This window comes from Gordonia jacobaea, assembly GCF_965344965.1.
Taxonomy (GTDB): Bacteria; Actinomycetota; Actinomycetes; order Mycobacteriales; family Mycobacteriaceae; genus Gordonia; species Gordonia jacobaea.
The window spans coordinates 354420-366465 of record NZ_CBDRLS010000005.1 but is presented as its reverse complement, the minus strand read 5'-3'; the positions used below and the strand labels follow the sequence as shown (position 1 = coordinate 366465).

Genomic DNA, 12046 nt, shown 5'->3' with positions numbered 1-12046 from the left:
ACGCCAGTCCTGGTGCGCGTTCAGCCGATGATGTTGTCCGCCACCCAAAGTGCCGCATGCGCCGGGAAGGGCGGGGGCAGGATGAGAACTATGTGCGTGAAGCCCGCGTCGACGACCTCAGCGATAGCCGCCCGCGTCTGAGCGGGATGCTCATAGGACGTCGGCAACGCGACCGATCGTACGATCGACGCCGAGTCGCGACCGATTTCGTCGCACATTCGATTGAGCAGCGCATTGCGCTCGACCATCTCTGCGATGTCGCCGCCCGGCATGTTCCAGATGTCCGCATGCTGTGCGACCACCCGCAGTGTTGCCTGCGATCGCCCACCGATCAGCAGGGGTGGGTGCGGACGCTGCAGCGGCTTGGGATTACCCACCGCCCCGGTCAACACGACGTGCGCGCCAGTGAAGTCGAACGGATCGTCCTCCGTCCAGAGTCTTTTGATTACTTCGCATGCCTCGGCGAGCGCTTCCACCGATTGACCGAAACTGTTGTACGGCAACCCGTTTGCCTCGTACTCACGGCGGGCTATCGGCATGCGAGGATTGGAGCCCGCGCCGATACCGAAGTCCAGCCGACCGTCGGACACGACATCGACGGTCGCCGCGATCTTCGCCAGCATCGCCGGCGGACGAAAGCGGTTGCTCGTCACCAGCATTCCGACTCGTACTCTCTCGGTGACCGCGGCCAGCGCCGAGAGTAACGTCCATCCTTCGAAGATGGGTCCCTCGAGCGGTCCCCCAATCGGCAGGAGATGGTCGAAAAGCCACATGTGTTCGATCGCCGGTACGCCGTCGGCTTCTTGCCACACCTGGAGTAGGTCGGAGTAGTCAACCTGTTGCGGCGCAGTCAGAATCCCGAACGATGGCATCACACGTCTCCCTCGGCCCGGGTGCCTACCACGCCACCGGACCGTTGACATCGGTGAACGTACCGGTGGGTCCGTCCGCCGTTATCGACGCCATACGCACGGCGGAGACGGCGCCTTCAGCGGGAGTCAGGACTCCCCTGTGTCCGTTGAGGTCGGTGGCGACGAAGCCGGGGCACACCGCGTTGACGAGGATGTTGTCAGCGGCAAGATCCCTCGCGTACTGCAGGGTGATCGCGGTCAGCGCCGTCTTGGACGGGACGTAACCCAGTGCGACCGGGGCCGACTCGAAGGTCTGCGGATCCGTCATCATCGTGAACGACCCCGCACTGCTGGACACGTAGACGATGCGCGCGGCCTTCGACTTCCGCAGCAGCGGCAGGAAGGCACTCGTCACGTTGATGACGCCGAATACGTTGGTCTCGAACACGAATCGGATGTCATCGACGTTGGCCGAGCGAGGCAGCTGACCGGAGAAGTCCGAACCCGGCCGGTGGCTGATACCGGCATTGTTGACCAGTGCGTCGACCCGCCCGAACAGGCTCTCCACCGTTTTCGCAGCGGCCGCAGCCGACGCGGAATCGGTGACGTCGAGAGCGACGGCGACCGCCTCGCCGCCACTAGCGCGGATTTCCGCGACGACCTGCTCCCCGGCTTCCTGGTTGCGCGCCCCGACCACCACCGCGTCGCCCAGTTCGGCGAGCTGCTTGGCGATCTCCCGGCCGATCCCCTTGTTTGCGCCGGTTACCACTGCGATCTGCTTGTCACTCATCGGTTCTCCCTGAGTTCGACGTTCACGGCGCCGCTTCCAGGCACTTACTAACCGGAGCGGTACTCCACTTAAAGTAGCGGATAGCCTATCCGGTTGACAAGGTTTGATTGCACCCCGGAGCTACGTCGGGATGCGAAGGCCGTCCAGGAAGGTCGCGAGAATCGGCCGACGGTAGCGCGCGTCTCCGGGAATGGCCGCGATGGCGACAACGGAATCGAGAATCTGTTCCAGTGACAGGTCGCCGCGGACTTCCTGCGCGTGCTGCGCAGCGATGAGCAGTGGTCGGCCGGAAGCGACCACTCGCGCTCGGCTGGTGTCGAACATCGTCTCGTCGCCGTCGACATGGGCCAGCAGGTCCGCGGCGAATGGGCGCTTATTCAGCGCGAACGTCATGAAACTCCGCAGCCAGTACTCGAGCCTTGCGGCAGGCGTGTCGCCCTGCGCGTCCTCGCCTGCGTCGCAGATGACCTGGACCTCGCCCTGGTAGAGCGCATCGAGCAGAGCGCGGCGGTCGGCGAAGTTGCGGTAGACGGTCGCCATGCCCACGCCTGCGCGGCGGGAGATCTCGGCCATGGACACGTCGCTGCCGGATTCCTCGAACGCCGAGCGGGCAGCGGCGAGGATCTTGTCGCGGTTTCGCTCGGCGTCGGCGCGGCGAGAAGAGGCCTGCGCAGCCGAAGGGGGCCTCGCTGCGTTCATTCGTGGTTAGCCTATCCGGTTAGTGATGCGGATCGTGCGTCCGCTACGGGTAAAGCATAGAGGTTTCGGCGCGGGGTCGAGCGGGCGCAGCAGCACCGACTGCCGCTGTCGCCAGTAGTTGAGACTGGTGCGCTGGGGCGACAGCCGTGTTGAGACTCGAGTTCCGGCCGATGTTGAGACTCAGCAGGTTAGGATTACCTCGAACTTGCGGGACACTGTCCGCGAAAGTCCTGACGCACCATCCACATCCAGACCGGCCAGGCCCGCAGTAGTCACCGCCGCCGACACCATCCGCGGGGAGTTCCAACAAGACCTCAAAGCGACCCGCGATGTACGCACTGGCTATAAACGTCAGGTCGCAGCCACATCGGCAACATAAGCACCAACCGATTCGCAGGGACATGCCATCCGCTTCATGCAACGCCAAGGCACGTGGGTTCCGAATCTAGCTCTGCAGCCGCTGATCCTGACTGACACGACACCACTTGCGATCAAGCGACGGTCACACGCCTAAGCATTTCACCCCATCACCTCGATCAGCTCGGGCAGGATCGGCCTGACGAATTGATTCGCGTGGGTCATCGCACTACGGAGCGTAGCCAGGTTCGGACGATTCAGCTCGTCACGGACTGACTTCTCCCAGATAGCTGGATCTAGTCAGCCCAGCAGGTTCCGGTCTTCTCCACTCGACTCCGACAGTGCACAGATGCGGTGGCAGAACGCAGGTCGTCGATGTAGCGCGGCCTCGACTGGCACGCGCCCGAATCCTTCCGCGACTACCGATGGAACGATGACGACAGATGCTTCAGCGTAGGCCGATGCGGGTGACTCCATCCGCGGAAGGCAGATGACGTTGCCGGGGTGCGGCTGGTTGACCCATTCTGGTCGACGCCAGCCCGTCAGACCCAAGAACCGAACTTCGGGCATCATCTCAGCGAGTTGCAAGAAGAGGGCAGAACCCTTCTCCTGAATCGGGTTGACCATCAGGACAGTTGGAACGGCGGGTAAGGCAGCCAATGGCGTGTCAGGAGCCTCGAAGGACGGATGCACCACATTCCTAACAGGCGCCGACGATCGGAAGTATTGGCGTAGGTACTCCGAGGCGTAGATTGTTCGATCAGCGCCCGCGTTGTGTGTCTCGGCGCCATATTCGCCCGAATCCTGTACCCAAGCTAGCGTCGGGACTGCCATTTTGCGGGCGATATCGATCACGCGCATCGCTCCCGCGCATGAAGTCAGAGTCGTTGACACGTCATCTTGTACTTTCGCCGCATCTCGACGATGCTGCACTCTCGTTGGGTGGTTCGATCGCACGGTGGACAGCGCAGGGAGATCGGGTAACCGTGCTCACCATATTTGGTGGTTCGGATCAATCAACCGATGCCGAGAATGCTCTGTTGAGAAGGCAACTCGGACTTTGGGGTATCGACTCGTACAGAAGTCGGCGATCCGAGGACTCCGAGGCCATGGCCGTATTGGGTGCAACGCCGCAATCCGACAACTCCGGGTCGTGGTCGCCGTGGCTTTCGTATCCAGCCGAGACACCATGGGCACTGACACAGGTACTCATCGATGCGATTATCGAGTGCTTCAACGAGTCTCCGCAAGCGGTCAATCGGATGAATCGTCGCACGCGGACCTTCCGTGGCAGTGCGCCCGTATACTTGAACTCCCTGGTCGACCTGGCGACTTATGACCGCAATCCGGAGGTTAGTTTTGAGGCCTGAACAGTTGTATGCGATTGTCGCAGAACGGTTTCGCACTGCAACCGAGGATGAAACGATCAGGCAGGTCTTAGAAATTGTGTCAGTTGAGTGGGACACAATTCGCCAACGAAGTGCCACCGCAGAAGATGCCGAAGCGTGCCGATTGGCGATGCTGCTGGCCGTGAAACTGAACTTGCCGACCGTGCCGGTCTGGAAGGCACGAGCAATGTCCCGATACGTCGCCATCGGCTGGCAGGAAGGTGTGGGAGCGCTTCTATTGAGCGAGGCGTTGAGCGTTCTCGCTCGCGTCAATGACGATTATTCGGCTGGACGGCACCTCGACAGAGTTCGACCCAGTGCTGAGGCGCTGGCGATTCTCGACGAACTATCTCACTTCACCAGTCAACCTGGAACCACCATCAAGTTGGGCCCAGGCTCCCCAAGCCCAGACCTTGTTGCGCGCTTCATGCATGAGAACCGCGGATTTCTGCTCTTGGTCGCGGATCGACTGCCAGACGCACGCGATAGCTTCCTGCGTGCACTGGCCATCGCCGAAAGTCCGCGGGGTCGGTTGAAATGCGAGCTCTGGCTCACCGCTACTGAATACCTGCAGCACGTCGACGAAGGCTGCAGCGTGGATTCTTACTCGGCCAAAACTTTGACCCTGAGAACCCAGGCCCACGAACTCAATTGTCTGGACCTAGCCGACACAGCATCTTTCAATGCCTCCGAGATGAGGAAGCGGAGCCGCCACCTTCTTCCCTACGCAATAGTCTGAACTCCCGAACGGTGATCAGACGCCACGTCTCCGGGAATCTGGTCAGGCTATCCCGTGCCAAGAGACGCGAGGCGAGTCCGAGAACGATCGGACATCCATGGGTGGCCGCGGCGAGGCCGAACTATATCCAAAGGCCATCACTCCCACCAGATCGTTCTGCAGTCCGAGTACCGCAGCGATCTCTGATTCGGCAATCACAACATCGCCTAGGAACGAAACTGCCAGCCCAAGAGCGTTGCCCGCAATCCACATGTTCTCGATCGCAGCACCGATCCCCATCAGTTCGAGACCGTAGCCGGCCAAAGCGCCCGCGAGCGCCTGCTGCTGGGCTGCGAGCAACGTACGACGCCCGGCGCTGAACGCTCCGAGATTCTCTATCCAGATGGTCGCCGGTACGTCGCGCAGGACCTGGGCTGATTCGATGACGGTCGACTTGTAATGCGGGTACGGCTCGCCTGTTCGCGGATCGTGCGGCACGTAGCTGTCGACGTCAGAGGCGCCCGCCACCACATCTGCCAGAATGTCCAGTGTCGCGCGCTCAGTCACAACATGGAAGCGCCAGGGCTGCGCATTCTTGGACGAGGGCGCGGCAAGTCCACAGGCGATAACACGTTCGATGATGTCGCGGCCAACGGAACGGTCCTCAAATCCGTACCTAATGCTCCGTCGGTTCATCAGCGCAGTCAGGATCGCGTCGGTCTCGGTCATCGTAGGTACGATACGATCCGAAGGCTCCCGCAGCAGTGCTAGGTGTTAGGCGAAGGCGAGAAGTGGCGTCCCAGAATCTTACGGAAGCTCAGCTTCTGAAGTTCGAGCTCATGGACAAGGGCGTAGTTCTGTCCGACGATGCCGTCGCAGCACTCGCGGACCTGAACCAAAATCGCTCCTTGAGCCCCCACGACTACGCCTCGACGTCTGGTGTCATTCTCAACTTGGACGACGATGTCTGGGTAAATGCTCCGATAGAGCTCTACAACCCGAACTTCGTGTCAAGGACACCATACGTGCTGGACTTCGACGGCGGGTTCGCTGTCGAGGGCGCGGGCTTAGCGAGCAGGGCAAGCTTCTGGCCGCAACCCGAGTATCACGGATCGACGCTCAACATCGGACCGCTCAACCACTACGTGGTCACGCACGGAGACCGAGCGCGCCTCTCGCCGGTGCGCAGCTGCTCGATGACATGCACGTTCTGCAACATCCCGTACGACGACCCGATTTCCGTCTACACCCTCAAACCGGTGGATGCCATTGTTTCGGCAGCCAAGGTCGCATTGGACGATCCCTTGCAGCCGGCACGACACATGCTGATCTCTGGGGGAACGCCGAAGCCCAAAGACATCCCCTGGATGCAAGAGTTGTACGCGACAGTCTTAGAGGCGTTCCCTGGCACCCAAGTGGACTTGATGATGGTGCCGCTGCCGGGGCTGTTCGACCTCCCGCGACTCGCCTCGCTTGGTCTGCACGAGGTGTCGATCAACATCGAGTTGTTCAACCGGGACAGAGCCCGGGAGTACATGCGAAACAAGTTCAATCAGGGGCTGGACTTCTATCTGGACTTCATTGAATCTGCAACCGACGAACTTGGTCCCGGCCGCGCGCGATCGATGCTGATGGTCGGATTGGAGAGCATTGAGGACACACTGGCGGGGGTCCGCGCAATTGCCGAGCGCGGCGGCACTCCGGTCCTCAGCCCGTTCCGACCTGACATGTCCACACCGCTGAAGAACGAGAAGCCACCGTCCGCCGAGTTCATGCGAGAGACGTTTGAACGTGCAAGCGAGATCGTCTCCGAATTCGGAGTGTTCCTCGGGCCGGACTGTCCGCCGTGTAGTCACAACACGCTGAACTTCGCGACTGGCGTGGATGGGCACATCAGTTACCCTCATGACCGACCGGTCATGCTGGGAGCGAGAGGGTGACCCTCTACCGTTGCGTTACGGACTTCCGAGCGGACCAAATTGATCAAATCCTCGACCGTGCTGCGCGAGTCAAGTCCGGCGAGGCACCTCTCGCAATCACGCAGCGGACCATCGTCGGACTCGCATTTCTTGAGCCATCGCTCAGGACCCGTACAGGCTTCGCCGCCGCGGCGATTCGGCTTGGTGCGACCCCGATCGAAGTGCTCGGCCTGCGAGCCAGCGCCGTATCAATGCCAGAGTCAGTTGAGGACACCATACGCACGCTCTCGGGTTATGCGGATGTCATCGTCGCTCGAGTGGATCAACCACTGGTGGTGCCTGACGGGGTCAAGGTCCCCGTGCTGAATGGCGGTGACGGAGGGCCGGCCGCCGAACATCCGTCACAGGCCCTGATCGATCTATTCGCGCTAAGTCAGCTTCCAGTACCTATCAGCCAACAAACAATCGCGATATGCGGCGACCTTCGCATGCGCGCTGCGCGTAGCCTCCTACGCCTGCTCGCCGGACGTCGACCTAATCGACTCGTATTGATCACAGATCCAAAACTCCGTGAAGGTTTCGACTGCCCGTCCGAGCTGACTGAGTTGATTGATTACAGATCCCTCGATGAGATTTCCGACGTTGACGCACTCTACGTCGTCGGAATCCCGCATGGCGCGATTCACGAGGAAGAACGCACACGATTGAGAGTTACAGTCGCCCAGCTAGACACGTTGCCTTCACACGCAAGGGTCTACTCTCCGCTTCCCCTGATCGATGAGATGGACCGCACAACATCCCGCCACCCCCGTGTTCGCGCATTTGATCAGAGCGACGATGGGCTATACGTCCGACTCGCGATACTAGAAATGCTACTCGATTTGCATCCGACGCCGTGGTCGCAACGCGGAACTGCGTCACCCGATCAAACAACAGACTAGCTCGGAACTAGCACTCGAACAGACAAAGCACCGGACACCGGCCTCGAGTCGTCCAACTATTTTGTAGGCCCACAGCCGATAAAGTCAGCCCTCAACCTCGAAGCGGGCAGGGCGACTTCGATAATCAACTTTCCTACTTGTATCCACTACTTTTTGTAGCGAATCACCGAGCGAGTCCGCTCCCCACGAGACACTCTTAGCCCTTACCGGGGTAGCGACATTGATCAAGCCATGCGCCCACCCCGAGGGCAGGTTGACAACGAAACTATCACGATCGGACGCATTGAATAGCTGCCAAACAACACAGTCGTCGAAATCGGCTGATCCACTGATACCAACTCCAAACCATGTATTAATAATGTGTGAATCGATAGCAGTGATTCTAAACGCCCCTTGAGTCGAATCACTTTCATCGTCGATAGGTCGCGTGATGGTTAACCCACGAATAGCGGCATCAAATAGTTCCAGTTTGACCGCCTTCTGCTCCGACATCTCCACCGATGTTCCAGCAACATGGCGTAGTGACAGCGTGCCTCCCTCGAGGAAAGTGCAATCGCGAACCTTGAGCGAGCTCAATCTGCCACCAAGCATCATCAAGGAACCGCGCTGACGTTCAAAGAGGATCGCCCGCGAATCCCATTGCGCTTGAACGGGCTTTGCAGGAACACCTGCCGTCATTGAATAGACTGACATCTCGCGTGAAGGATCAATTCTCGGCTCGTTGTGCCAGCACAGCGATGCAAACGAGCTCGAATCTGCGCCGTCCACAAAGAAGGAAGGCTGTCTCTTCATCTTGCTCTTTAAATCCGCGAACTTGGACGTTTTCAACTCTTCGGAAGACGGAGCCTCTATTAGCGAACCTACTATCTCGCATCCCAGAAACTCCACATCGTCCAGAGTGCAATTGATGAACTGAACACCTTCAAACCTGCACCTACGGAAAGTGCTACCACGGAAATCGCAGTTGATAAACACCGTGTTTCGGAACTCGGCGGTGACAACGCACAGGAGCCACCGGAGGTTCATATGCATCCGCCCGCTGATAACGGTTTCAACCTCGCTCGCAAAGCTGGCACCCTCCGCATCATGCCAGTTCAGCCTCTCGCCGCGCAGCGCTGAGTACTGATTGATCGCTACCTCTGGTCGAATCAAACTGATGAATGATGAAGTACGAAAGTCTGATTGTGAACGAAGCTGGTGAGGGTGAGCCCACGCCGTCAACCCGTCACCGAAGAGGTCATGGACAAGACTCACCATAGATCTCGTTTCATCGGGTGTGGAAACTCGTACTAGTTCACACGTTCGAAGCCACTCCACGCCAAAGAAAAACGACCGATACTCCTCGACCAGACAGACGTCAGCCGAGCGCCCCATTAGCACGCCCGCTGTAAGATCAGTCGCCTCCCAGCTCGCGGACATCGGGTCGCTGCGTGCGCCCAACAAACTGGAAGCAGAAGCCTGAAGCCAATCGATGGGCGTGGCAGACTCCGAACCGGACAGTTCGAGCCCGCCCTTTCTTCGGTTTGATTTCCTCAGTTCTCGACGCGGGGCCGACGAATCGACGGCGTCCGCAAGAGTTATGCGTGCCGCAACACTTGCTGGAGACACTTCCCGTTCGAGTTGAGCGCCTATCTCTCGCTGCAGCACCAGTTGCGCGAGTTCAGTCCGAGAATGCGCAACCTTGAAACCGCCGCTCGAAAGGTGCATGCTCATCGCACGCACATAGTGCTCGGCCCTTACAGTCAGGGTGCTGTCAATTCCCATCCACCCGTTAGGGCTGTCAGGTTCGCATGCCCGCCGACACGCCTCTAGCGAGAGCTTTACGGAGGTCGTGACAGCCCGCCGGTAGACCGGCCCTAGGCTGCCCGCGCGGACTGGCGACTCTCTCAGGTTATCGACATCCGCCAATTCGATTAGCATGCCGTCTTTACTCATCCACAAAGCATGCAAAGCTGCTTGAAGATGAAGGAGACCGAAGTCTGATGAATCGGACTCCTTGCGTTCACCTTGCCATGCTTTTACCAGCGCGTCCTTGGCTTCGGAAGAAATCGCTGGCGCCGAACCTGGACGATTGCCGCTCTCAATAATAGCGTCAATGTCTTCTCGACTAACCAGAGGGTCCAGAACATACCGAGCCTGCTGAAAGGGCCCCAAATGAAGGCCGGCCGCACCGTTGAGCTGATGCTCGTATTCAATTCTAAGTGAGATGACGATACGAATGCGCGTATCCGCAGCAGTACGCTCAATCCAGCGTAGGATGCGCTGATAAAGCGGCCATTGATAGCGGATAAGCTCCTCGAACTGATCCAGAATAATCACACACTCGTCCGGGTAATATGCATCTAACTGGTCGGTCAGACTCGCACCGCCCGGACGCAAATCAATACCTGGTGGTAAGTCATCGTTCAATTGCCGAGATATTAGATCCTCTGCACTAGAAACACCACTTCCCTGATTCCAGTCATCGCAAAGGAGGACTACATAGCCAGAGTCTCGAAGCGCAGGCTCCAAATCAATCTCCAGAAGTGAAGTCTTTCCGTCACCAGTTGCTCCGGTAAGTACAACGACATCAGTGTTGAATACGAGCCGGGAGAACTTTCGTGCATCCGCCTTCCTGCCAACTAGAGAATCTATGTGATCGCGGACTCCCCGCATAGGGCGAGGTCCAGGCCAAGGAGAAGAAAGGGAGGCCTCAACCCTCTCACGCCATCGCACGACAACACTCATTTCGCTGCCTCCGCCAAGAGACAAACGCTTTTCGGATCGCGCCGGCTCTCTGGTGCCGCCAGGTGAAGCGCGTAGTGGTTCAGGGAATCAACAATCTCTTGGTAGCGAGCTCGCACCGCGTCCAACCCTAGCCAATGAAATATCTCCCGTTCTCGCGGTAACGAACGCGTATTGACCACAAGTCCATTTCGTTTGAGAGCCTCGCTGCGATGCTCGCGCGATATTCCATCCCTTAATGCCGAAGCGCCGACAATTGATGCCGCACGATGCCTCACTCCCTCGTCTGCCAGCTGCACACCAACAAGTAGCCAAAAGCGCGCATCCGTGTTTCGCATCGCCTTCAGAAGAGAATCGGGTAACCCGAGGTGGTAAATCTTTCCATGGTCACGCCTAGAAGCCAAGTCTGCAGTCCACTGGTGGAGCGAGGTATTCTCATCCAGTAGAACAGTGCTCTCGAGTACTATCTGATCTCCAACTAGACCCAAGTCCAGATCGTCGTCGTACCGGTAGTTTGACAGTCCAAGTCTGTCGCGAATGGAGTCACCCAGAGCTACCTTCTGGTCATTCCTGTAACTATCAGCTGGGGGCCCATCCAGCAATGGTGCGCCAGCTAGTCGTACTACGATCGGCATACCAAGCTTTTCGACATCTAGATCTTGATCAACTAGCGCCCAGTTGTCAGGCTTCAGAAGAGGCTCCATACTTGCATCTCCGTGAGCAGGTGTGACAATGGAGTACAGCCATACAAATGTCGCTGTGTCACCATCTGATTTCCGAACTTGAAATGGGAGGACAATAACGAAGGGACTACGCTTTTCCAGAAGCGCCATCTCCAATTCTAAGTCAAAAGATGTGACGTATCCTACGGCCGGGGGATATGTCGCGACATGAAGCCCACGGTCTCTCTGTCCGTGGTATAGCGCTGCTGCTTGGCCACTATTGCTCCTATCGTCTCCACCCCGTTCAGCCCCTTCTACCGCAGCCGCCTGTCGCCGTTCTTCCAAACCAGACTGAGCAATCAGAATTTCCGCGATCGCATCGTAGAACCGGTCGCGCTCGCTCCTAGAACCCTCGCCAACACGCCTAGATCGTGTCTCCCAGGACTTATCACTAGCAGACTTAAGACTCTTCTTAAGCCAGTTTCGGGCGCCCCCCAGATTGGTAATAAATGGCCAATGATGATCGCGTTCCGCGACTTCGAATTTAAAGCTCAGGTGAAGAAGCAGCTCGTTCCATCCTGCATACTGACCAGTTTTATGCGTCATAAAGTGCCACGCGATCTCCGACATAAGGGCGGCGTCTGCCGCTCGTATCTTCCGGGTTTTGTCATCGGCAGCAAAAAGGTCGATGCTCACTAAATCGAGAAAACGAGCAACGAATGTCAAGTCATCGTCGTTAGATATACTTTCGTGCAATTTTGCAATCGCGCGGCTGAGCGGTTCGAGGAGCACCTCATGGATTTCAATAGAAAGTGGGTCGGAACGACTAATTAGTAATGAGTCCCCGAAGCTGTTTATCGGACACTCATTAATCGATCCGACGCTATAGTACAGTCTCGTCATCAGGTAGGCACATGAAACCGCACCTGCTGCCCTCCGCCCAGACACGTCCCGTGTAGCCTGCGCAGAGCGGGGAAAATTCTCTACTTCGGGAATA

Annotated in this window: 11 protein-coding genes; 4 read left to right on the top strand and 7 right to left on the bottom strand. The window is 58.3% G+C overall.

The annotated features are described in order from the left end of the window. Positions 1-20: 20 nt before the first annotated feature. The 4 genes from ACRVY7_RS18555 to ACRVY7_RS18540 form a co-directional block, all read right to left on the bottom strand. On the bottom strand, positions 21-872 hold the full coding sequence (locus ACRVY7_RS18555; protein ID WP_431818143.1) for an LLM class flavin-dependent oxidoreductase: 852 nt from the start codon (positions 870-872) through the stop codon (positions 21-23). Positions 873-897: 25 nt separating this feature from the next. Then, on the bottom strand, positions 898-1641 hold the full coding sequence (locus ACRVY7_RS18550; protein ID WP_431818142.1) for an SDR family NAD(P)-dependent oxidoreductase: 744 nt from the start codon (positions 1639-1641) through the stop codon (positions 898-900). Between the two features lie 120 nt (positions 1642-1761). Beyond that, positions 1762-2340 (bottom strand): TetR/AcrR family transcriptional regulator, encoded by a 579-nt coding sequence (locus ACRVY7_RS18545; protein ID WP_431818141.1) that lies wholly within the window; start codon positions 2338-2340, stop codon positions 1762-1764. Between the two features lie 657 nt (positions 2341-2997). Continuing rightward, a complete protein-coding gene (locus ACRVY7_RS18540) occupies positions 2998-3558 on the bottom strand; it encodes a glycosyltransferase (protein ID WP_431818140.1) in 561 nt (186 codons plus the stop codon). Positions 3559-3569: 11 nt separating this feature from the next. On the opposite strand from ACRVY7_RS18540, the gene ACRVY7_RS18535 reads away from it, so the two are divergent. Together ACRVY7_RS18535 and ACRVY7_RS18530 are read left to right on the top strand one after the other, a co-directional pair. Next, positions 3570-4067 carry a PIG-L deacetylase family protein gene (locus tag ACRVY7_RS18535; RefSeq protein ID WP_431818139.1) on the top strand — a complete coding sequence of 166 codons (498 nt, stop codon included), beginning with the start codon at positions 3570-3572 and terminating at the stop codon, positions 4065-4067. Then, entirely contained in the window at positions 4057-4824 is a 768-nt protein-coding gene (locus tag ACRVY7_RS18530) for a hypothetical protein (RefSeq protein WP_431818138.1), read from the top strand. Before ACRVY7_RS18535 ends, ACRVY7_RS18530 begins: the two co-directional genes overlap by 11 nt. Positions 4825-4866: 42 nt before the next feature. On the opposite strand, the gene ACRVY7_RS18525 is transcribed toward ACRVY7_RS18530, so the two are convergent. Then, positions 4867-5532, bottom strand: a complete 666-nt coding sequence (locus ACRVY7_RS18525; protein ID WP_431818137.1) for a nitroreductase family protein — start codon at positions 5530-5532, stop codon at positions 4867-4869. Between the two features lie 62 nt (positions 5533-5594). Between ACRVY7_RS18525 and ACRVY7_RS18520 the strand changes: the two genes are divergently transcribed. Both ACRVY7_RS18520 and ACRVY7_RS18515 read left to right on the top strand, forming a co-directional pair. Beyond that, positions 5595-6743: a radical SAM protein gene (locus ACRVY7_RS18520; protein WP_431818136.1), complete on the top strand. Its 1149-nt coding sequence runs from the start codon at positions 5595-5597 to the stop codon at positions 6741-6743. After that, complete coding sequence (locus ACRVY7_RS18515) at positions 6740-7663, top strand: aspartate carbamoyltransferase (RefSeq protein ID WP_431818135.1); 924 nt, start codon at positions 6740-6742, stop codon at positions 7661-7663. The genes ACRVY7_RS18520 and ACRVY7_RS18515 overlap by 4 nt, the downstream gene beginning before the upstream one ends. A gap of 84 nt (positions 7664-7747) precedes the next feature. On the opposite strand, the gene ACRVY7_RS18510 is transcribed toward ACRVY7_RS18515, so the two are convergent. Both ACRVY7_RS18510 and ACRVY7_RS18505 read right to left on the bottom strand, forming a co-directional pair. After that, entirely contained in the window at positions 7748-10318 is a 2571-nt protein-coding gene (locus ACRVY7_RS18510) for an nSTAND1 domain-containing NTPase (RefSeq protein WP_431818255.1), read from the bottom strand. A gap of 68 nt (positions 10319-10386) precedes the next feature. Then, complete coding sequence (locus ACRVY7_RS18505; protein WP_431818134.1) at positions 10387-11952, bottom strand: hypothetical protein; 1566 nt, start codon at positions 11950-11952, stop codon at positions 10387-10389. Positions 11953-12046 lie beyond the last annotated feature (94 nt).

Bases quoted from the DNA above. Each gene is read 5' to 3' on its own strand.
- ACRVY7_RS18555 (WP_431818143.1), bottom strand. From the start codon at position 872: ATGCCATCGTTCGGGATTCTGACTGCGCCGCAACAGGTTGACTACTCC.
- ACRVY7_RS18550 (WP_431818142.1), bottom strand. From the start codon at position 1,641: ATGAGTGACAAGCAGATCGCAGTGGTAACCGGCGCAAACAAGGGGATC.
- ACRVY7_RS18545 (WP_431818141.1), bottom strand. From the start codon at position 2,340: ATGAACGCAGCGAGGCCCCCTTCGGCTGCGCAGGCCTCTTCTCGCCGC.
- ACRVY7_RS18540 (WP_431818140.1), bottom strand. From the start codon at position 3,558: ATGCGCGTGATCGATATCGCCCGCAAAATGGCAGTCCCGACGCTAGCT.
- ACRVY7_RS18535 (WP_431818139.1), top strand. From the start codon at position 3,570: ATGAAGTCAGAGTCGTTGACACGTCATCTTGTACTTTCGCCGCATCTC.
- ACRVY7_RS18525 (WP_431818137.1), bottom strand. From the start codon at position 5,532: ATGACCGAGACCGACGCGATCCTGACTGCGCTGATGAACCGACGGAGC.
- ACRVY7_RS18510 (WP_431818255.1), bottom strand. From the start codon at position 10,318: ATGCGGGGAGTCCGCGATCACATAGATTCTCTAGTTGGCAGGAAGGCG.
- ACRVY7_RS18505 (WP_431818134.1), bottom strand. From the start codon at position 11,952: ATGACGAGACTGTACTATAGCGTCGGATCGATTAATGAGTGTCCGATA.